This is a genomic window from Bacillus yunxiaonensis, from assembly GCF_037104695.1.
In the GTDB taxonomy this organism is placed as follows: Bacteria; Bacillota; Bacilli; order Bacillales; family Bacillaceae_G; genus Bacillus_A; species Bacillus_A yunxiaonensis.
The window spans coordinates 1-20,008 of the sequence record NZ_JBAWSV010000015.1 but is presented as its reverse complement, the minus strand read 5'-3'; the positions used below and the strand labels follow the sequence as shown (position 1 = coordinate 20,008).

General features: G+C 36.1%; 23 protein-coding genes and 1 rRNA gene. 1 reads left to right on the top strand and 23 read right to left on the bottom strand.

Annotated elements, in window-relative coordinates; all coding sequences use genetic code 11:
• Positions 1-5: 5 nt before the first annotated feature.
• The 13 genes from glmU to metG form a co-directional block, all read right to left on the bottom strand.
• Positions 6-1,385, bottom strand: a complete 1,380-nt coding sequence (gene glmU / locus WAX78_RS24530; protein WP_336484606.1) for a bifunctional UDP-N-acetylglucosamine diphosphorylase/glucosamine-1-phosphate N-acetyltransferase GlmU — start codon at positions 1,383-1,385, stop codon at positions 6-8.
• A gap of 359 nt (positions 1,386-1,744) precedes the next feature.
• Positions 1,745-2,038 carry a septation regulator SpoVG gene (gene spoVG, locus WAX78_RS24525; protein WP_000454042.1) on the bottom strand — a complete coding sequence of 98 codons (294 nt, stop codon included), beginning with the start codon at positions 2,036-2,038 and terminating at the stop codon, positions 1,745-1,747.
• A 153-nt stretch (positions 2,039-2,191) separates the two neighbouring features.
• The gene (locus WAX78_RS24520) at positions 2,192-2,566 is read right to left on the bottom strand and encodes a RidA family protein (RefSeq protein WP_098304990.1); all 375 of its coding nucleotides are present in this window, start codon (positions 2,564-2,566) and stop codon (positions 2,192-2,194) included.
• Positions 2,567-2,940: 374 nt separating this feature from the next.
• Positions 2,941-3,789 (bottom strand): pur operon repressor, encoded by an 849-nt coding sequence (gene purR, locus WAX78_RS24515; protein ID WP_154712997.1) that lies wholly within the window; start codon positions 3,787-3,789, stop codon positions 2,941-2,943.
• Positions 3,790-3,843: 54 nt separating this feature from the next.
• Entirely contained in the window at positions 3,844-4,713 is an 870-nt protein-coding gene (gene ispE / locus WAX78_RS24510; protein WP_336484605.1) for a 4-(cytidine 5'-diphospho)-2-C-methyl-D-erythritol kinase, read from the bottom strand.
• A 185-nt stretch (positions 4,714-4,898) separates the two neighbouring features.
• Positions 4,899-5,078 (bottom strand): acid-soluble spore protein SspF, encoded by a 180-nt coding sequence (gene sspF / locus WAX78_RS24505; RefSeq protein ID WP_001985066.1) that lies wholly within the window; start codon positions 5,076-5,078, stop codon positions 4,899-4,901.
• Positions 5,079-5,173: 95 nt separating this feature from the next.
• Positions 5,174-5,449, bottom strand: a complete 276-nt coding sequence (gene veg, locus WAX78_RS24500; protein WP_336484604.1) for a biofilm formation stimulator Veg — start codon at positions 5,447-5,449, stop codon at positions 5,174-5,176.
• Between the two features lie 139 nt (positions 5,450-5,588).
• Entirely contained in the window at positions 5,589-6,452 is an 864-nt protein-coding gene (gene yabG / locus WAX78_RS24495; protein WP_336484603.1) for a sporulation peptidase YabG, read from the bottom strand.
• A 108-nt stretch (positions 6,453-6,560) separates the two neighbouring features.
• Positions 6,561-7,436, bottom strand: coding sequence for a 16S rRNA (adenine(1518)-N(6)/adenine(1519)-N(6))-dimethyltransferase RsmA (gene rsmA, locus WAX78_RS24490; protein ID WP_336484602.1), 876 nt, complete (start codon positions 7,434-7,436; stop codon positions 6,561-6,563).
• Positions 7,433-7,990, bottom strand: coding sequence for a ribonuclease M5 (gene rnmV / locus WAX78_RS24485; protein ID WP_336484601.1), 558 nt, complete (start codon positions 7,988-7,990; stop codon positions 7,433-7,435). The genes rsmA and rnmV overlap by 4 nt, the downstream gene beginning before the upstream one ends.
• A gap of 125 nt (positions 7,991-8,115) precedes the next feature.
• A complete protein-coding gene (locus tag WAX78_RS24480) occupies positions 8,116-9,312 on the bottom strand; it encodes a ubiquitin-like domain-containing protein (protein ID WP_336484600.1) in 1,197 nt (398 codons plus the stop codon).
• A 132-nt stretch (positions 9,313-9,444) separates the two neighbouring features.
• Positions 9,445-10,212 (bottom strand): TatD family hydrolase, encoded by a 768-nt coding sequence (locus tag WAX78_RS24475; RefSeq protein WP_336484599.1) that lies wholly within the window; start codon positions 10,210-10,212, stop codon positions 9,445-9,447.
• Between the two features lie 178 nt (positions 10,213-10,390).
• Positions 10,391-12,379 carry a methionine--tRNA ligase gene (metG, locus tag WAX78_RS24470; RefSeq protein WP_413789238.1) on the bottom strand — a complete coding sequence of 663 codons (1,989 nt, stop codon included), beginning with the start codon at positions 12,377-12,379 and terminating at the stop codon, positions 10,391-10,393.
• 368 nt (positions 12,380-12,747) lie between these two features.
• Here metG and WAX78_RS24465 point away from each other — a divergent pair, with 368 nt between their 5' ends.
• On the top strand, positions 12,748-13,032 hold the full coding sequence (locus tag WAX78_RS24465) for an AbrB/MazE/SpoVT family DNA-binding domain-containing protein (protein WP_098305010.1): 285 nt from the start codon (positions 12,748-12,750) through the stop codon (positions 13,030-13,032).
• A gap of 28 nt (positions 13,033-13,060) precedes the next feature.
• Here the strand turns inward: WAX78_RS24465 and rsmI are convergent, their stop codons facing one another.
• From rsmI to rrf, 10 genes are all read right to left on the bottom strand, one after another.
• Complete coding sequence (gene rsmI, locus WAX78_RS24460) at positions 13,061-13,927, bottom strand: 16S rRNA (cytidine(1402)-2'-O)-methyltransferase (protein ID WP_336484597.1); 867 nt, start codon at positions 13,925-13,927, stop codon at positions 13,061-13,063.
• Positions 13,896-14,186: a GIY-YIG nuclease family protein gene (locus tag WAX78_RS24455; protein ID WP_336484596.1), complete on the bottom strand. Its 291-nt coding sequence runs from the start codon at positions 14,184-14,186 to the stop codon at positions 13,896-13,898. The genes rsmI and WAX78_RS24455 overlap by 32 nt, the downstream gene beginning before the upstream one ends.
• Complete coding sequence (locus WAX78_RS24450; RefSeq protein WP_336484595.1) at positions 14,173-14,913, bottom strand: tRNA1(Val) (adenine(37)-N6)-methyltransferase; 741 nt, start codon at positions 14,911-14,913, stop codon at positions 14,173-14,175. The genes WAX78_RS24455 and WAX78_RS24450 overlap by 14 nt, the downstream gene beginning before the upstream one ends.
• Positions 14,914-15,059: 146 nt before the next feature.
• Positions 15,060-15,410 carry a DNA replication initiation control protein YabA gene (gene yabA / locus WAX78_RS24445; RefSeq protein WP_336484594.1) on the bottom strand — a complete coding sequence of 117 codons (351 nt, stop codon included), beginning with the start codon at positions 15,408-15,410 and terminating at the stop codon, positions 15,060-15,062.
• Positions 15,411-15,424: 14 nt separating this feature from the next.
• The gene (locus WAX78_RS24440; RefSeq protein ID WP_336484593.1) at positions 15,425-16,252 is read right to left on the bottom strand and encodes a PSP1 domain-containing protein; all 828 of its coding nucleotides are present in this window, start codon (positions 16,250-16,252) and stop codon (positions 15,425-15,427) included.
• A gap of 4 nt (positions 16,253-16,256) precedes the next feature.
• Positions 16,257-17,240, bottom strand: a complete 984-nt coding sequence (holB, locus tag WAX78_RS24435) for a DNA polymerase III subunit delta' (protein WP_336484592.1) — start codon at positions 17,238-17,240, stop codon at positions 16,257-16,259.
• A gap of 32 nt (positions 17,241-17,272) precedes the next feature.
• Positions 17,273-17,899, bottom strand: coding sequence for a dTMP kinase (gene tmk, locus WAX78_RS24430; protein ID WP_336484591.1), 627 nt, complete (start codon positions 17,897-17,899; stop codon positions 17,273-17,275).
• An 18-nt stretch (positions 17,900-17,917) separates the two neighbouring features.
• Entirely contained in the window at positions 17,918-19,327 is a 1,410-nt protein-coding gene (locus tag WAX78_RS24425; protein ID WP_336484590.1) for an aminotransferase class I/II-fold pyridoxal phosphate-dependent enzyme, read from the bottom strand.
• An 82-nt stretch (positions 19,328-19,409) separates the two neighbouring features.
• Positions 19,410-19,559: a sigma factor G inhibitor Gin gene (locus tag WAX78_RS24420; protein WP_413789237.1), complete on the bottom strand. Its 150-nt coding sequence runs from the start codon at positions 19,557-19,559 to the stop codon at positions 19,410-19,412.
• A gap of 325 nt (positions 19,560-19,884) precedes the next feature.
• Positions 19,885-20,000, bottom strand: a 5S ribosomal RNA gene (gene rrf, locus WAX78_RS24415).
• Positions 20,001-20,008 lie beyond the last annotated feature (8 nt).

Genomic DNA, 20,008 nt, shown 5'->3' with positions numbered 1-20,008 from the left:
CCACATTATGAATTTTTCTTGTTCAGCAATTGATCAACATAGTCTTCTTTGTTTGTTTGACGTGTACGTGCAATTGATAATGCTTTTGCTGGTACATCTTCTGTGATTGTAGAACCCGCCGCAACATAAGCACCATCTCCAACTGTTACAGGAGCAACAAGGTTTGAATTACAACCAATAAATACGCCGTCTCCGATCACAGTTTTAAACTTATTCTGGCCATCGTAGTTTACCGTAATAGAACCACAACCAAGGTTTACACCTTCTCCAATTTGTGCATCGCCAATATAACTTAAGTGAGAAGCTTTACTTCCGTTTCCGAAAACAGTCTTTTTAATTTCTACGAAGTTTCCAACGCGTACTTCATTACCAATAACAGATTGCGGGCGGATATGAGCAAATGGCCCAATTGCAACATCAGTACCAATCTTACTATCATGAACTGTAGACTGGCGAATTGTTGTATTATCTCCCACTTCACTATCACGGATTACTGTATGCGGTCCAACTTCACAATTTGACCCAATAACAGTATAACCTTCAATAATTGTCCCCGGATAAATAACCGTATCATTACCGATTTTTGCATCGACAGAAATATACGTGTTGTTCGGATCAATAATTGTAACACCATTCACCATGTGTTTACGGTTAATACGTTTTTTCATAATGTCTTCCGCTTGCGATAGAGCGACTCTGTCGTTAACTCCTAACGTTTCATCAAAATGCTCCGTTTGGTAGGCAGATACAATATGACCTTCATTTTTCAAAATCTCAATTACATCTGGAAGGTAATATTCCCCTTGCACATTTTCATTAGAAACTTTAGAAAGAGAAGAAAATAGCGCTTTATTATCAAAACAATACGTACCTGTATTAATTTCTTTAATAGCTCTCTCTACTTCATTTGCATCTTTATGTTCGACAATTTTTTCAACATGACCATTTTCATTACGAACAATTCGTCCATAACCAGTTGGTTCCTCTATGCAGGCCGTTAGTACTGTTGCCTTTGCACCTGCTTCTTCATGCTGTTTTAACAGAGCTTCCATTGTTTCTGCTGTAATAAGAGGCGTATCACCACAAATTACTAATGTTGTTCCTTCTTCGTTCCCCAGTGCATCAGCTGCTTGCATAACGGCATGCGCTGTTCCTAGCTGCTCTGTTTGCAATGCAAATTCACTTGCACTTCCTAATTGATCTTGTACCTTTTCAGCGCCGTGTCCAACAACCGTAACAAGTTTCTGTACTTCTAGCTGAGAGACTTGATCAACTACATGCTGCACCATCGGTTTCCCACATACAGGATGAAGTACTTTGTATAAACTTGACTTCATACGCGTACCTTTTCCTGCAGCAAGAATCACTGCAAATCTTTTTGACATATAGACCCTCCATCGCAACCTATTTATCCATTAAAGATATTATCTTAAATAATTATATATTTCAAGAAACACTGCATAACTATTAAATTTTACCATAACTTTTATGTAATGTTTTAGTATTTAGTATCTTTTTTATGAAATAAGCTATACTATTTCTTTTTAAAGGAAGATTGAGGAAGAAAGTATATAACGTGAAATTTCCATTAATAGGAGTTTTTTCACCACCCACTAATGGTTAAGCCAATCGAAGTCTTATCGTCTGCGAATAGCGGGGTAAACAAAAACAAACTCCCGTAAATACTTACAGGAGTTTGCCAAAATTATAGAGCCCTTATTATAGAGCCCTTCTTATTCGAATTTTACGAAGCTCCAGCTTCTTCAAACTCAACTTCTTCTAACTCGCCTAAACGGTGATACTCAGTTAAAACTGCATCTTGAATTTTAGAACGAGTATTAGAATTAATCGGATGAGCAATATCACGGAATTCTCCATCTGGAGTACGTTTACTTGGCATTGCTACAAATAATCCATTATTGCCATCAATTACACGAATATCATGAACAACAAACTCATGGTCTAGTGTAATAGAAGCAATCGCTCGCATGCGTCCCTCTGTGTTTACGCGGCGTAATCTTACGTCAGTCACTTCCATCTTGTGTTCACCACCCTTTTTCTAAATAAGCGATATATTTCTATAAATTCCACAAATTTTCTATTTCTCCTTCAATTTTTTAAAAATTTTTAAGATAAAAATTTTTAATTTAATTGAATATGGAAATAAATAGACGTTATCGCTTACAAATTCTTATTTCACAAGGGCAATGACTTCGATTTCAACTGATACATCTTTCGGTAATTTTGCTACTTGTACACAAGAACGTGCCGGTTTATGTACAGAAAAATATGTACTGTATACTTCATTTACTGCATCAAAATCATTCATATCTTTTAAAAATACAGTGGTTTTTACAACTGTCTCAAACGATGCTCCAGCTTCTGTTAATACTGCCTGTAAGTTTCGAAATACTTGCTCTGTTTGTTCCTTTACATCACCAGTCAAAAGTTCACCAGCTACTGTTAAAGGAATTTGTCCTGAACTGTAAAACATATTATTTACAATCATACCTTGTGAATATGGGCCGATTGCTTGCGGTGCTTCATTTGTTTGAACTACTTTCATCCTTTTTCACCCTTTTATATTTTTTTCCCACTTTCGCAAACTAATCCCAACAGGGAAACTGTAGTTTTAGCAGGCGGTAACCCCCCTAAAAATCGGGAGCCTACCGTCTGCTAAAACATATCTATTGAAATGCATCAGGAATACCCAAAACAAAAAAATTAGGTAGGGGCTTATTATCAATAAAGAAAAACTATCTTCACTTTATAAAAAAAGATAAAGCAGTTGCTTTATCTTTTCCCTACTCTAGCGCATAGCATCTTTTTTAAACCACTCTATTAAGAAGATTATTTATCCTGCTACTTGCCACCCGATTGGTAAGAGTTTTTCGCCAGTGAGGGCTAAAAACCCTCTACTAATAAAAGTTTCACTTTACCTCACTCAGTATCTACAATCATATCAGCAAACGGACTCAAAGAGTAATTCCCTTTTTCCACTTGAATCGTCTTTTCTTTCACATCTACTTCAGACAAGCGAATTAATGAAACAAAGTTATCAACAAGTCTTTCCTCAATATCACTTGATTCCACTAACACACCAATACCCACTACATTTGCATTAAACTCCTCAAGCATACTCATCATACCTTGTACAGTTCCGCCAGCCTTCATAAAATCATCAATGATTAATACATTCGCGCCTTCTGGAAGACTGCGCTTCGCTAATGTCATTGTTTGTATACGCTTAGAAGAACCTGATACATAATTAATACTTACCGTTGGACCCTCTGTTACTTTATTATCTTTTCTAGCAATCACAACTGGGACATCTAGGTAATTGGCTACTGCATATGCCAAAGGAATTCCTTTCGTTGCAACCGTCATAACAGCGTCAATTGACTGTCTTGCAAATACAGAAGCAAAGAGTCTCCCTGCACCATTAATGTAGCGCGGGTTACTTAAAAGATCCGTCATATATAAATAACCGCCTGGAAGGATGCGATCAGGATTCTCAAATAATTTACAAAGCTCATTAATAATTTGCGTCGCTTCCTCCTGACTTATATATGGGATATATTTCACTCCTCCTGCTGCACCTGGTACCGTTTGTAATGTGCCGACTCCTTGTTGTTCAAACGTTTGTTTAATGATGACTAAGTCTTCACTAATCGAAGATTTAGCAGATTGATACCGTTCAGCAAAAAAAGTGAGAGAAACTAACTGACGAGGATTTTGAAGCAAATAATAAGTCATATCGACCAACCTTGTACTTCGTCTGATTTTCACGCTCTCACCTCAAATTACGAATATTTTAAACAAATCATAACTTATTATACGTCTTTATTCAAGACTTTCTCGCTCTCCTAATAAACGTACTGCATATACTTGATCACAAAATCCTTTTAATCCGTTATAAATACGGTGCATGCGTGAATCGTGACGAACTAAACCAAAAACTGTTGGTCCACTACCACTCATTAAGACTGCATCTGCACCGAAACGTTTCATCTGTGCTTTAATATGTGCAACCTCAGGGTGCATTGAAAATGTTACATCTTCTAATACATTACCGACTGTATGACAAATTCCTTCATAGTCACCATTTTGAATCACTTCCACCATACGATCTACATCTGGGTGTGTTACACGATCTAATCGTAAATTTCCATATACGTCCGCTGTTGATACACCAATATGCGGCTTTGCTAAAATAACCCAGAAAGAAGGCGGTGTCTTAATATGTTCAATTTTCTCTCCACGGCCTGTTGCAATGGCAGTTCCACCATATACACAAAATGATACATCTGATCCAATTTCGGCACCTAATTCTGCAAGTTCATCAATTGTAAGTCCAAGATTCCATAGTTGATTCAGACCTCGCAACGCTGCAGCCGCATCACTGCTCCCACCTGCAAGTCCCGCTGCAACTGGAATTACTTTTTCAATTGCAATGGATACTCCTCTTTGTATTTGGAATCGTTCCTTTAACAGCTTTGCCGCTTGATAAGCTAAATTTCTTTGGTCGTCTGGGACATAACGATTATGAGACACGATTTCAATCCGGTCTTCAGATAAATCTGTTAGTTCTAACCGATCCGCTAAATCAATTGTTGTCATAATCATTTTAACTTCATGATAACCGTCTGGCCTTTTTCCTAGTACATCTAACGACAAATTAATTTTTGCTGGTGCTTTAACTAGTAGCTTCAATCTATTCACCTACTCTATGTACTCAATCTTTTATCGTTTATTTTACCATAAATTTATAGTAGAACGATGACACTTCCCTAATTATAACGAAAAGCATCAAGAATGAAACTACTTATACCACTTTTTCGCGTGCAAAAAGCCGAGGAGCATCTCCTCGGCCACCGTAGCATAGAAGTATCTTACCGTTACTGGTTTTGTTTCATTAATTGCTGCTCTGCAATTTCAATTGCACGCTTGACCATGTTACCAGCATCTTTCGCACGAATTCCGCCCCATCCTTCTTTTTGCACGACATCATAAAATCCAAGCTCTTTTGCAAGCTCTTCTTTAAATTGATTTGACATGACTCCTCTTCGTCTACTCAACGCAAGCCCCCCTTTATAGCTACGGTACATTTAGTATGTGACACTACCACTTTCTTCAATTCCGGAAAATATATGTAATCAAACAAAGACTATTCTTAAACAGACTGTTCTCCTAACATGATTTCATTATCTTGTGCATCATAAAACGTAAGCTCAACTGTTTCTGTTAATACGTCTGCATAACTATAAGAAACACGTTGAAATGTATCTTCTTGCTGGTCAAGTTGAACTACAAAAACAGAACGATATGTTTCTGCTAACACACCAGATCGTTCGATCGTTTTTCTTCGTCCACTATTCGCTTTTAGCATAAGCCTCTGACCAAGATGATGGTCCAGTGCAATTTTGATTTCATCTAAACGTTTCGACATATCATGCTACACCTCGCTGTAATTGGGATAGAAAGTATAAAAATATAAATCATATATGTATAGTCTGTACGTTCTTATACTTTTTTATCCAAATTCCCAAAAGCAGGCATATGAAAAGCAAGGTAAATGCTTACCTTGCTTATTCGTCATAATATTGAAACGGCAATCCTGTTCGTAAAATCCCTTTCGTCTCAATTCCGCCAAGCCCCTTCTCACCAGTTACTGTATTGCGTATAACATCCCATACATTGACCCGTTCCATAAAAGAAGTAAAGCTCACTTTTGCTACAACATATACCGGATCTAATGCATGAATATTAATCCGAGACGGAGAACTGGCAAAATTGGCTCCAGCTCGAATAAGAGCTTCAAAATGCGATTGACACGCCCCAGCAAAAATAACAGGATGATCTAATGAGGGATACTTCTTTCGTACTGTACGTACAGCCTGTACAAAGTGCTTAGAATGACGGTAAGCTGCTAACTCTCCCATTTCTCCTTTTGACTTTGTATAGGCATCATGCCCAGTAATCACTAAGATATCAGGACGAACATGTTCAATTAAATCTAGAACCTTCTCGTGCATCTCTGTTTCTTTACAATGAATACCCTGTACTGGCACACCGATTTTCGCATATAGATCTAAACATTTTCTTAAATACAAAGGGTCCCCATCAAGGTGAAGCACTTTGCCTGGCATTTGAAAGTAATTTACTTCATTTGTATAACCACCTGTTGATTGATATTCATTACGCTGCCTCATTAATACGTAATCCTGTTGAAATAAACGATATGTCTTTTCCATTGTTTCCCGTTCCTGCTTCACTCTTTTCGTATAATCTCGTTGATCAACAAGAACTAAATCTTCTATTGGTGCATCTGCTACGAGCCGAAATTCTTCCCCAAACAAAATTGCTATCGTATCTTTTATTTCTGTTACTCGAAAAAGAAGGTCGCGCTGATAAGACTTCCTCTCCACTAAATCTCCAACGTGTACAGCCATTCTTCTACCTCCAAACTCGTAGGGACATATAACTCACTACGTTCTGTTTTAGCCTATGAACTTATAGAAAAAAGGTGACAAAAAAGGTAGCTCAGAACGAGCTACCTTTTACATTTTATATGAAAATAAAGCGTTGCTTAGTTTTGCAAACTCTTCAATTGATAATGTTTCCCCTCTTCGTTTCGGGTCAATTTCAACTTCCGCTAATATACGCTCAAATAATACTTTATCCTTTGGAAAACCACTTAAATTATTAGATAAGTTATTCATTAATGTTTTACGTCGCTGCGCAAAGCTAGCTCTCACCACTTCAAAGAAGAATGCTTCATCTTTTACTTCTACAAGCGGCTTTGGACGTCTTAATAAACGAATAACTGCTGAATCTACATTGGGTTGTGGTACAAATACTGTACGCGGAACTGTCATCACCGTTTCAGGTTCTGTATAATATTGAATGGCAATTGATAACGAACCATAATCTTTTGTTCCCGGGCGAGCCGCTAAGCGATCTGCTACTTCTTTTTGCATCATAACCACAAAACCACGCACTGGTAATTGCTCTTCTAATAGCTTAAATAAAATCGGTGTTGTCACATAGTAAGGTAAATTTGCTACAACCATTACATCTTGACCTTCGGTAAACTGCTCTTCAAATACTCCATTTACATCGGCTTTTAAAATATCCTTATTAATTACCGTCACGTGATTATAAGGAGCTAATGTCTCTTCCAAAATAGGTAAAAGACGTTGATCAATTTCAAACGCTACAACTTTCTTAGCACGTTTTGCCAATTGTTCTGTTAACGCTCCAATACCAGGCCCAACCTCAATTGCTCCACTCTCAGGTCCAATTTCCGCGTAATCCACAATACGATTTAACACATTTGTATCAATTAAAAAGTTTTGCCCTAAACTCTTTTTAAATGAAAATCCATACTTCTCAACAATATCTTTCGTACGATTTGGCGTTGCGATATCTTTCATTTCTTTTCCTCCTGTAATACTTGCTCATACGCTTTTGCAAAATCCTGCTTTGAAATTTGGAACATTTGCAAACGTTTATGTAACTGTTTGGCGTTTGTATAGCCAATCTTTAATAGCTTACCCATTCGTTCTCTGCGACTTTTTGCTTTTTCTCCACCAACGAGTCCGGCTTCTACTAAATCAATCCAATCAATTTCGCTCGTGTATGCTTCCATCTCTCCGTGTAAATTTTCTAAGGCGCGTCGAATAGATTCATTAGAGGCATGTTCAATTCCAACACCCTTCTTTCGCTTCGCTAACGCTTCTTCTTTCGGTAAAAAGGCGTGTTTGCACCCCGGCACTTTCTCAGAAATAATTTTACGAATACGCTCTCCTGGGTAATCAGGATCTGTAAAAATAATCACACCTCGTGTTTGCTGTGCCAATTTCACCTGTTCAATAACATGATCTCCAATTGCCGAACCGTTCGTTTCAATTGTATCTGCATCTACTGCACGCTTAATGGCAACTGTATCATCCTTACCTTCTACAACAATTATTTCTTTAATCTTCATAACTTCCTCCACACTCATTTCACATCTCTAATTAGTAAAACAAAAAAACGCCTACTTTTCCATTATTATTTTCCTATTAATGCAATTTAAAAAGCAGAGGAGAAAAAATTCCTCTGCTTACAATCTTATTGTAACACCTTAATTTTTACCTGTTTTCTTCCCCATGATTCTGCTTGTGATTCCGTTGGCATAAGAACATCGATACGATTTCCTTTAATCGCTCCGCCCGTATCACCAGCAACTGCATACCCGTATCCTTCTACCCATACCCTTGTTCCAAGAGCAATAACACTCGGATCTACTGCAATTAGTTTCATATTGGGATTTTCCTTATAATTATAACCTCCTGCACTTACACCTTCGCAGCCCCCACAGTACGGAGAATATGCTGTTGCTTGTACATAGAATTCTTTGACGGCTACACCTTCTTCATCACCTGAAGTATGCTCCTCTTCTTGTTTTGTACCAACAGCTACAATACGATTTTTTACTTCTTGCACCACTTCTTCTTTCTGCAAGTTTCTTGAGACTTCATTTCCGTTCTCTTTTACAACTTCAAATATTTTCTTCTTTTTTCCGTCTATTCCTTCTTGAATCACTTTTTCAGTTCCCTTTAAGAGTGAAGAATCCTCTTGTCTTACTTCTGTAAAAGGAATTGGTTCTTCCACTGCATCGCTGACTTTTTCTACTCGAATCACTTTGACCTTCATATTTTTTTGCATCACTTCCTGTAAAGCAGGTTCTGTTTTATCCATTTCACTTAGTGATACTTGCTGTTCTTTCAAAAAGTCAGCGACAGTAGTCGAAGTTGACCATACTTGCTGCTCTTGACCGCCAACATATAATGTAACTGGGAATGCTTTTTGAACGATGACCTTTCGATTATTCTCTAAATTTGTATGTAAACTAGGATACACCTTGTCATGTTCACTAATTTCAATATGTTCTTCTATTAACAAATCCTGTACTGTCTTTGCTGTTGATTGTACTTGTTTCTCTTTTCCATCTACCATAATCATAAATGGCTTCGCCTTTTCTACAACCACCTTCATTTCACCCTTAATTTTTGTAGAAGGTGCTGGATATATATGATCTTTTTCTGTTACTTGAATCTTTTCTTCTTGCAACAACTCGCTTACAGTATTTGCATGCGTATAAATTTCTTGTTTCTTTCCATCTACTTCAACAACTATTTTATCCGTTGTCCCTGCATAAGCTACAGTTCCAACAGACCCCGAAATGATTAATGCACTCGTAATTTTTACTACTAATTTTTTGCTTGCTTCTAACCTCGATAATAAGTTTCTTGCATTTACAATCACAATAAAGCGCCCTCCCTGTCTAGATCAGAATTATTAACTCTCATTCTCCTACTATTTCTAGTAGTGTTACTTATCTGAAGGTAAACATAGGTGAAGGAAGAAATAGAGGAGGAATTCCTCCTCTATTTCTCATTATTGAATGCCAAATAGTTTTTTTGCATTTTCTGTTGTTTTTGCTGCTACTTCTTCATAAGATAGTCCTTTTAAATTTGCAATTTCCTCCGCAACAAGCTTTACGTAGCTCGGTTCATTTCGTTTTCCACGAAACGGGTGAGGAGTTAAATACGGACAATCTGTTTCGATTAAAAGTTGCTCCATTGGAATTTCCATTGCAACCTCTTTTGGTTTCTTTGCATTTTTAAAGGTTACTGGCCCACCTAATGAAATAAGGAAATTCATATCAATACAATGTTTTGCTACTTCAACGCTACCGCTAAAACAATGCATAATTCCCCCTACTTCAGATGCGTTTTCCTCTTTTAAAATATCTACGATGTCTTGCGTTGCATCGCGATTATGTATGATGATTGGTAATTTTACCTTTCTCGCTAGCCTAATCTGTTTACGAAATACTTCCTTTTGCACATCTTTCGGAGACTTGTCCCAGTGATAATCTAAGCCCATCTCACCAAGTGCAACAACTTTCGGATGATTTGCTAACTCTTCTAACCATTTTAGATGCTCTTCTGTCATATCAATTGCATCAACAGGATGCCAACCAACAGCTGCATAAATAAAGTCATATGTTTCTGCTAATTCGATTGCTTTTTTGATTGTCACTTCATCAAAGCCAACTACAACTGTATAAGAAACACCTGCTTCTTTCATTCTTGCAATTACTTCCTGTAAATCCTCTTCAAATTGTTCTGCATTTAAATGTGAATGTGTATCAAACAACATAACAATAACTCCTTTTATTTGAAATAAATTCTATCATAGGTAAAAATTACTTTCCTAACAACGTAATAACAACCATATTACAATTTTGATACAAAAAAGGAAATTTTAGAAAGATTTTCGACAAGAAAAAAGATGTTTCACGAATGTTACACGTGAAACATCTCTCATTTTGTCGTTATTACTTAATTTTTGTACCATTTGGTAAGTTTTGGTCAACTGTTGCTAACGATAATTTTCCGTTTTCTTCACCTGCCAAAATCATACCTTGTGATAGTTCACCACGTAGTTTTACCGGTTTTAAGTTTGTAACACAAATAACCTTTTTCCCTTTTAATTCTTCTGGAGAATAAAATTTGGCAATTCCAGATACGACTTGTCTTTTTTCTGTGCCTAAATCAAGTTGTATCTTTAACAGCTTGTCTGCCTTTTTCACAGGTTCTGCCTCTAACACTTCTGCTACACGCAGATCTACTTTAAAGAAATCGTCAATTGTAATTTCTTCTGCTTCTGCCTCTGGCTCCGCTTCTTTCTTTTCTTCTACTTTTGGAGCAGAACCTTTCATTTGTTCTTTAATATATTCTACTTCTACTTCTACTTCTAAACGCGGGAATACAGGCTGACCCTTGGCAACTTTGGTACCAGTTGGAATGCAGCCAATTGCAGAAAGGCTATTCCAAGTTTTATACTCTTCATCTGCAATCCCAATTTGTTCAAAGATTTTTCCTGGTGTTTCTGTTAAAAATGGCATTAACATAATCGCTGTTTGACGAAGCGCTTCTGCGAGATGCGCCATAACAGAAGCGAGTTTCTCACGATCACTTTCATCTTTTGCTAATACCCAAGGTTGTGTTTCATCGATATATTTATTTGTACGACTAACAAATTGCCAAATTGTGCTTAGTGCCACTGAAAACTCCATGTTTTCCATTGAAGCTTCTACTTTTTGCAATGTATCTTTTGCAAATGTTACTAAAGCTTCATCAAATTCTGTTACATTTGCTTTATAAGCTGGAATTTCTCCGCCAAAATATTTATCAATCATTGCTACTGTACGATTTAATAGGTTTCCTAAATCATTCGCAAGATCAAAGTTAATGCGCTCAACGAATCCTTCTGGTGTAAATACGCCATCTGATCCAAATGGTACTTCACGAAGTAAGTAGTAACGAAGTGCATCTAAACCATAACGATTAATTAACGTGACAGGATCTACTACATTTCCTTTTGATTTACTCATTTTTCCGTCTTTCATTAAAATCCAACCATGTGCAAATACTTTTTTCGGAAGTGGTAAATCAAGGGCCATTAAAATGATTGGCCAATAAATTGTATGGAAACGAACAATTTCTTTTCCTACTAAATGAACATCTGCTGGCCAGTATTTTTTATACTTTTCTTCATTCGCTGTTCCATAACCTAATGCCGTAATATAGTTAGATAATGCATCTACCCATACATAAATGACATGCTTCGGATTACCCGGTACACGGACACCCCAGTCAAAAGAAGTACGAGAAACAGCTAAATCTTCTAATCCTGGTTTAATGAAATTATTAATCATTTCATTTTTGCGTGATTCCGGTTGAATGAAGTGTGGATTATCTTCATAGAACTTTAATAGTCGATCTACATATTTCCCCATTCTAAAGAAATATGATTCTTCACGAACAAGTTCTACTTGGTGACCACTATCTGGACTCTTTCCACCAATTACTTTTCCATTTTCCATCACTGGGTCAACAAGTTGATGCTCTGTATAGAATGTTTCATCTTGTACAGAATACCAGCCTTCATATTCATCAAGATAAATATCACCTTGATCAACAAGTTGCTTAAAGATTTTTTCTACAACTTCTTTATGACGATCTTCTGTTGTACGGATAAAATCATCATAAGAAATATCCATTTTACTCCACAATTCTTTAATTCCTGCTACAATGTTATCAACATACGCTTGTGGTGTAACATTTAATTCTTCTGCTTTCTTTTGAATCTTTTGTCCATGTTCATCAGTGCCTGTTAAATAGTAGACATCATATCCTTGCATACGCTTATAGCGTGCCATCGCATCTCCCGCTACCGTCGTATAAGCATGTCCGATGTGAAGTTTTCCACTTGGATAATAAATCGGAGTTGTAATGTAAAAGGTCTTATTTTCCTCTGTCATCGTTTTGAACCTCCCAAATGACCTCATATGTATTTATAAACAGTATATCAAAAACTTACGTATAAAAACGAGTGAATGCTCTATATCTTTTATCATCTATTACTCATATTAAGAAAAAATATACGTTTTAACACTTCAGAATTATCAATAAAATTAAGATAATAAAGTAAATCTCTCTATACATCTATTATTTTTTAGTATATATAATAAATAGATGCGAAAATCTACAAAACTTTTATAAATTTTATAATTAAAGAATTGACGGAAATGTCAATGATTGGTATCATATGTGCATAGGGTATTTTGTCGAAAAATGACGAATTGAAATAGACTTACAAACTTGCAGAATATGAGGAGGAGAAACAAATATGAAATCTACTGGTATCGTTCGTAAAGTTGATGAGTTAGGCCGCGTTGTAATTCCAATTGAATTACGTCGCACACTAGGTATTGCAGAAAAGGATGCTCTTGAAATCTACGTTGACGATGAGAAGATCATCTTAAAAAAATATAAGCCAAACATGACTTGCCAAGTAACAGGTGAGGTTTCTGATAGCAACCTTTCATTAGCTGAAGGTAAAATCATTTTAAGCCCAGAAGGCGCAGAACAAATCTTAAAAGAGTTACAACAATTCATCGCAGCAGCAAAATAAAAGCTTCTCTAAAAGAGAAGCTTTATTTTTAAACATGGTATGCTTGATATACATCTCGTTTCGACATATTTCGATCTTTTGCAACCATTTTAATTGCTTCTTTAGAAGAAAGACCTTTCTCCTCTATGTAGTATTCGACATGTCCCTCAACCGTTAATGTTTCCCACCACATTTCTTCATCTGTCTCTTCTTCCGTAGAACCTTCTACTAGAACACAAAATTCTCCGCGTACTTCATTTTCCTTTGCCCAATGAATGACTTCCTCTAAGGAGCCACGAATAAATTCTTCAAATTTCTTCGTAAGCTCGCGACATAATACAACATTTCTATTCCCTAATACATCTTTCATAGAAATTAATGTTTCTCCTAATCGATGTGGCGCTTCGTAAAACATCATTGTATTTTGAATATAACGCAACTTCTCTAATTCTGCTTTACGCTCTTTTTTATGTCTCTGTAAAAATCCATAGAAATAAAAGTGCTTTGTCTCTAATCCAGATGCAATTAATGCTGTAAGCGCAGCATTTGGACCAGGAAGAGGCACAACTGAATACTGCTGATCTACTGCTTGTACAACGATGTCATAACCAGGATCTGAGATACACGGCATACCTGCATCACTGACAATCGCCACTGTTTTTCCTTGTTCTAACATATCTAAAATCTTTCGCCCGCTCACTTCTTTATTATGTTCATGATAACTCATTACCGGTGTTTCAATTTCAAAATAATTACATAGTTTTTTCGTTTGCCTTGTATCTTCTGCTGCAATAAAGTCTGCCTCTTTTAATATACGAATCGCACGAAATGTCATATCTTCTAAATTTCCAATTGGAGTTGGAACTAAATATAATATGCCTCTCTCATTCATTTGAAAGCTTTTTTGCTGCCACATAATAGTCTCCTTTTTGTATATACTCATCTTTTTGTTTCCTTTTTAACTGCTTAAAACGATATTCTGCCTGCATTGCAGTCCTTTTTTCTTCATAAGTTTCAAAGTATTTTAACATAACAGGACGCCTTGCTCTTGTATAGCGTGCTCCTTTTCCGCTATTATGAGCTTTAATTCGCTTCTCTAAATGGTTTGTATATCCTGCATAGTAGCTCCCATCAGCGCATTCAACTACATAAAAATAATGCTTATTCTGCTCCATATAAAATCGCATTCATTTCTTTCGTATATTCGTTATTATCTTCATATACAAAAAGAGGCGGCAAAATTTTCAAATCGGCATTCCCATCTTTAATACCTTCAATTAATAACGTATTGGCCTCTTTACCTACTTTTGGATATACAAATTGGAGGCGTTTTGGTTCAATTTTATATTTTCTCATAAGCGTTACAATATCAAGCAAACGACCAGGACGATGTACAAAGGCAACCTTTCCCCCTTGTTTAACAAGCTGGCTGCTAACGCGTACAACGTCCTCTAACGTACACATAATTTCGTGACGAGCAATCGCTAAATGCTCATTTAAATTCTGTTCAGATGGTTTTGGTGTTTGAAAGTATGGTGGATTACATGTAACAACATCAAACTGATGTCGCCCTATTTGCTCAGGCATATGCTTTAAATCACCATGAATAAGCTGTATTCTCCCTTCTAAATCATTATATTGAACACTTCTAACACCCATGTTGTAAATGCGCTCTTGTATTTCAACCCCCGTAATCTTCCCTTTTGTACGAGAACTTAATAAAAGAGGAATCACTGCATTTCCTGTGCACAAATCTAATATATTTCCTTTCTGAATTGGCACCCACGCAAAATTCGCCAGTAACACTGCATCTAATGAAAAATTAAATACTGACGGACTTTGAATAATTTTCATATCTTTTGATAGTAAATAATCTAAACGTTCATCTCCATACAACTGCATATATTTCTTTCCTTCCTTATCATTTAAACTTATTTTAACAGACGTTAAGACAATCTATGTCATGTTCATAACAGCCTAATCTGCTTTACTTATATTTTGTTTATATGTACAAAAAATTACCTTTCCAATTTATTGGAAAGGTAACTTTATTTTTTATTTAAAAACGATAAACAGAATAAACAATCCCCTTCTTTACGTACACTTCCATAATGCAAATTGCAAATATGAAAACCCTCTTGATACAGGCGCGCCAAATTATCATATCCTTCACCAATATCTATTTTAGGTTTTATCTCTTTTCGTTTATTCGACTTTTGTTTCTGTTTATTCTGAACTTCTTCAAAACGCTTTCGCAAATTTTCATTTTCCATTTTAATATGTTGGTTTTCTTCAAGTAGCTCTGCGAGATGCTGCTTTAACTCTCCCAACTGTTTATAGAGATGTCCAATTTGCTCTTCCATACTGGAAACCGCTGCAAAAATATCTTTTTTCTCCACAAGCACCCACCTCATTAATCTGTGGTTTGACTCGAAACGACCCCTTTATTTATTAATTCATCTAACGTATATTCTACTATCCGTTCCTTGTCTACTAATTCCACTTGAATTAATCTTTCTAAAATATTTAATCCGATTACACGACCAAGACCATGCGGTGTTTGTATCTTTTCATCTAAATCTGGAAGCTGCTCTTTTGCTGCTTCATATTCATCATTTTCATACTTTAAACAACACATCAGTCGACCACATAACCCAGAGATTTTCGCAGGATTTAACGATAAATTTTGATCTTTTGCCATTTTAATGGATACAGGTTCAAAATCCCCTAAAAAAGTAGAACAGCACAGCATTCGACCGCATGGACCAATACCGCCAAGCATTTTTGCTTCATCCCGAACACCAATCTGTCTTAACTCGATTCTTGTCCGAAAAATAGCCGCTAAGTCTTTTACAAGATCACGAAAATCAATACGGCCGTCCGCCGTAAAATAAAAAATAACCTTATTGCGATCAAATGTATATTCCACGTCAACAAGTTTCATATCAAGCTCATGCTCGATTACTTTCTGCTGACAAACCTGATATGCTTCCTTTGCTGCACGTTTATTTTCCTCAACAATTGTACGATCATTTTCATCTGCTATACGAATGACTTTCTTTAATGGTAGTACAACATCATTTTCATCGACTTGCTTCTTTGTGATGACAACTTTCCCATATTCGATTCCCCGTACTGTTTCCACGATCGCAAATTCATTTTCTGAGATATCAAATTGATTTGGGTCAAAGTAATACACTTTTCCGGCCTTCTTAAAACGAACACCTACTACATCATACAAACGGTCATCCCTCCTGCAACCGCAACACTAACTGTTCGAACACAAGCTGCGCATTTACATTAGCGTTGATTCTATTTTTTGCTTCTAATATATTGAAAAGAGCCGATACAATGCGCTTTTGAGAATAGGAAAAAGATTGGAATAACCCTTTTTGGTCCTGAAAAACGAGACGATCTTCTTCTCCCAATTGAACATATAATAAATCCTTATAAATAAGGAGCAACATATCTAATCCTAACTGTAATTGTTCTTTCTCTCCAAAATGCTTTATCCACTTCTCCTGTACAAAAAAAAGAGACGTGGTATCTTTCTCTAGGGCTTCACATAATTTTATCACTAAAGTTCGTGCTTGTGCAAACCATTCATCACTGCAAAACGATAACACTTCATCAAAACTATTTGTAAGTTCAGCCGCAAGATTCCCTAAAGAGATACTTACTTCTTCCTTTTGTAAACGATTTATCAGTGCATCTTTTGGAAGAGATCGAAACGTAACAATTTGACATCGTGATAAAATGGTACTTAAAATTTGATGACTTTGCTCAGTTAACAAAATAGCCGTTGTGTCACTGCTCGGTTCCTCTAAAAATTTAAGTAATGTATTTGCAGCATTTGGCGTCATCTTATCTGCATGCTCAATAATATATATTTTTTTAGTTGCTTCTAGACCCGTTTTAGAAAATTCTTCTTGTAATTCATGGATTTGCTGTTTCTTAATTGATAATCCATCTGGTGTAACGGTATATACGTTTGGGTGATTGCCCGAATGAATACGCCGGCAATTCGTACATGTATGACAGGGCTCTACCCCATTTCGCTGCAAACAAAGAAAGCTTTTCGCCATTTGCATAGCTGTTTCAATCTTTCCTGTTCCTTTTGGCCCTTCTAACAAATAAGCGTGGGATATCCGCTCTTTTGCAATACTATTCATTAACATTTTTACAACAATGGGTTGTATAAGAGACAGTTGTTCCCACGTCTTCGTCATGTTTTATACCTCACTTTTTATACTTTCTTCTATTATAACAACTTTTGTTCAATAATCTGAGTAACTTCTTCTATAACACTGTCTATTGGTTGATCTGCATTTACAACGATGATGCGATCTGCAAAGCGATCTACTAATTGTAAGTATCCTTCACGAACACGTTTATGAAATTCCATACTTTCTAAATCTAAGCGATTTACTTCCCTATTACCATCTTTTCTAATACGAGCTAGTCCAACCTCTGGCTCAATATCTAAATAAATAGTAATATCCGGCATACAATCTTCTGTCGCAAAACGATTAATTGCAAATACTTTATCAACGCCAAGCCCCCTTGCATATCCTTGATAAGCAAGAGAGCTATCAATAAAACGATCGCATATTACAATATAATTATCTGTTAAAGCTGGTATAACTTTTTCTACTAAGTGTTGTCTTCGTGCCGCAGCATATAATAAAGCTTCTGTACGTGCTTCCATCATTGTATGCTCTTTTTTATGTAAAATGGTACGAATTTCTTCTGAAATCTTAATACCACCTGGTTCACGTGTTGCCATTACCTTTTGTTCCTTCTTCTCAAAGTACGGCAGTAATTTTGTAATTAATGTAGATTTTCCTGATCCTTCAGGTCCTTCAATTGTTACAAACAATCCCTTCATCTGCAAAACCTTCTTTCTTTATATATCATATACAGTAATATTTTTTGTATTTCCTTGAAAACGTGCACCCGTCTCTTCTAAATAAGAAATTTGATTTATATGCTCTAACGTAATTTCTTCTCCATACATGAGCAATGGAATCCCTGGTGGATACGGTATAATCATATCAGCCGTAATCATGCCTACCGCCTCTTCTAACGGTACAATTTTTTTCTTATACTTCTCCAGTTGCTTATATGTAAATGATAAAGAAGACAAACTTTCTTTATAAGGATAGCGAATACATGGTTTACTATTTTCTACATCATATGAGCTTAGTGCAACCTCTAGCTTATCGATTATCTTTATATATTCCTCATCTACTTGGAGCGGTAAAATAAGTAAAACATTATATGGATCTGCCATTTCAACATAGATACCAATCTCTTCAAATACGCGTTGTAATTCATATCCAGAAAGTTTACAACGTGTTTGTACAGTTACTTTTAATGCATCTTGTATTGGATAATCTAAAACAGCAAATTGTGGAATACGACTTAATGCTTTACGAAATTGCTGAGTAAATGTAGAAATCTCCTTACAACCTTCTTCTTTTATTTTCGCTAATGTAAAACGAGCTATATCTAATGAAGCCATTATTGGATAAGACGGACTACTAGATTGCAACATACTTAAATAAGAAGAAATTTTTTCTTCGTCAACGAGAGTGCTATTTACATGTAGGTATGAACCCATTGTCATTGCTGGTAATGTTTTATGTGCAGAATGAACAACAATATCAGCTCCATACACAAGCGCTGATATTGGAAAAGGATCTCCAACACAAAAATGAGCTCCATGTGCCTCGTCTACTAAAACAGGAATACGATATGCATGTGCTAACGCAATGCTCTTTTCTAAATCTACACCCATACCATAATAATTTGGATGTGTTAAAATAAGAGCTTTTGCTTGCGGATATTTTTGAATTGCAGCTTCAATCACTTCATGAGGAACACCAACGGGTACACCATATTCTTCGTCAATCCATGGCTCTAGAAAAACAGGGGATGCTCCAGCTAATTTAAGACCATTCATAATGGATTTATGAGCATTTCGTTGTACAAGAACCGTATCATGCTCATTACAGCATGCCAATAGCATAGCTAAATTTCCAACGGTTGAACCATTAATTAAAAAATAACTTTTTTGCACTTCATATAACTCTGCTAATAATTGCTGTGCTTCTTCTATACATTCAAATGGACTATGAAGATCATCAAGTCCATTAAGCTCTGTTACATCAATAGAAAGTATATCATGAAAATACTTCTGTGCCTCATGTGGAAAATTTGTTCCATTTTTATGACCTGGAACATGAAAGGATATTGGCTTCTTATTTGCAAAAGTCTTTAACGCTTCATATAAGGGCATTTTTCTTTGATCCATACTCACTCTTCCTTATTATTCATTCTCTCTACATTATACCGAGTTTTGTACAAAAAAAATAATAGGCAAATATGCCTATTTTCTAACTTGATACTTGTATCTTCCGCAATTGCTGTAAATAAAACATATACTTCGGATCATTTGTATTTGTTTCTATCATTTCTCGCTCGCATGATTCACATATAAAACTCGTATACAAATGAATGCCACTATCCTTCTTATGTTCACACACAATACAAACCTCTTCTTTTATTGTAGCATGCCCCATATGTTCGCCTATTTATCGTAGTCTATCTAACCATCATTATATAAAACTAGACAAACGATAATTAAGCTTTCCCTCCCCTCTATATGAAATGAAACAATACATTTATAAGCGTTAACACTTTTTAAAAATATATACGTCCTTTTATACTTTTATTGTATGAATCATTTCTAGGCGAAGTGTCTGTCTGAGAAATAGTTGAATCTCCCAGTTGTTTCTTAAAGAGTACATCTTACGTCAAGAATAGCAGGGTAAAAATAAAAAGACGAGTCCAATGACTCGTCTTTCGTTTGCCTGGCAACGTCCTACTCTCACAGGGACAAAGTCCCAACTACCATCGGCGCTAGAGAGCTTAACTTCCGTGTTCGGTATGGGAACGGGTGTGACCTCTCTGCCATCATTACCAGACTTATGAA

What these genes read in the sequence shown, in the direction of transcription:
- holB (WP_336484592.1), bottom strand. Translation starts at nt 17,240, where the DNA reads ATGACGAAGACGTGGGAACAACTGTCTCTTATACAACCCATTGTTGTA.
- WAX78_RS24520 (WP_098304990.1), bottom strand. Translation starts at nt 2,566, where the DNA reads ATGAAAGTAGTTCAAACAAATGAAGCACCGCAAGCAATCGGCCCATAT.
- glmU (WP_336484606.1), bottom strand. Translation starts at nt 1,385, where the DNA reads ATGTCAAAAAGATTTGCAGTGATTCTTGCTGCAGGAAAAGGTACGCGT.
- WAX78_RS24450 (WP_336484595.1), bottom strand. Translation starts at nt 14,913, where the DNA reads ATGCAGTTGTATGGAGATGAACGTTTAGATTATTTACTATCAAAAGAT.
- veg (WP_336484604.1), bottom strand. Translation starts at nt 5,449, where the DNA reads ATGTCGAAACGTTTAGATGAAATCAAAATTGCACTGGACCATCATCTT.
- rsmA (WP_336484602.1), bottom strand. Translation starts at nt 7,436, where the DNA reads ATGAAAGATATCGCAACGCCAAATCGTACGAAAGATATTGTTGAGAAG.
- spoVG (WP_000454042.1), bottom strand. Translation starts at nt 2,038, where the DNA reads ATGGAAGTGACTGACGTAAGATTACGCCGCGTAAACACAGAGGGACGC.
- metG (WP_413789238.1), bottom strand. Translation starts at nt 12,379, where the DNA reads ATGACAGAGGAAAATAAGACCTTTTACATTACAACTCCGATTTATTAT.
- WAX78_RS24455 (WP_336484596.1), bottom strand. Translation starts at nt 14,186, where the DNA reads ATGGAGCAGAATAAGCATTATTTTTATGTAGTTGAATGCGCTGATGGG.
- yabG (WP_336484603.1), bottom strand. Translation starts at nt 6,452, where the DNA reads ATGGCTGTACACGTTGGAGATTTAGTGGAGAGGAAGTCTTATCAGCGC.
- WAX78_RS24475 (WP_336484599.1), bottom strand. Translation starts at nt 10,212, where the DNA reads ATGTTGTTTGATACACATTCACATTTAAATGCAGAACAATTTGAAGAG.
- rsmI (WP_336484597.1), bottom strand. Translation starts at nt 13,927, where the DNA reads ATGTGGCAGCAAAAAAGCTTTCAAATGAATGAGAGAGGCATATTATAT.
- rnmV (WP_336484601.1), bottom strand. Translation starts at nt 7,990, where the DNA reads ATGAAGATTAAAGAAATAATTGTTGTAGAAGGTAAGGATGATACAGTT.
- WAX78_RS24425 (WP_336484590.1), bottom strand. Translation starts at nt 19,327, where the DNA reads ATGGATCAAAGAAAAATGCCCTTATATGAAGCGTTAAAGACTTTTGCA.
- tmk (WP_336484591.1), bottom strand. Translation starts at nt 17,899, where the DNA reads ATGAAGGGATTGTTTGTAACAATTGAAGGACCTGAAGGATCAGGAAAA.
- WAX78_RS24465 (WP_098305010.1), top strand. Translation starts at nt 12,748, where the DNA reads ATGAAATCTACTGGTATCGTTCGTAAAGTTGATGAGTTAGGCCGCGTT.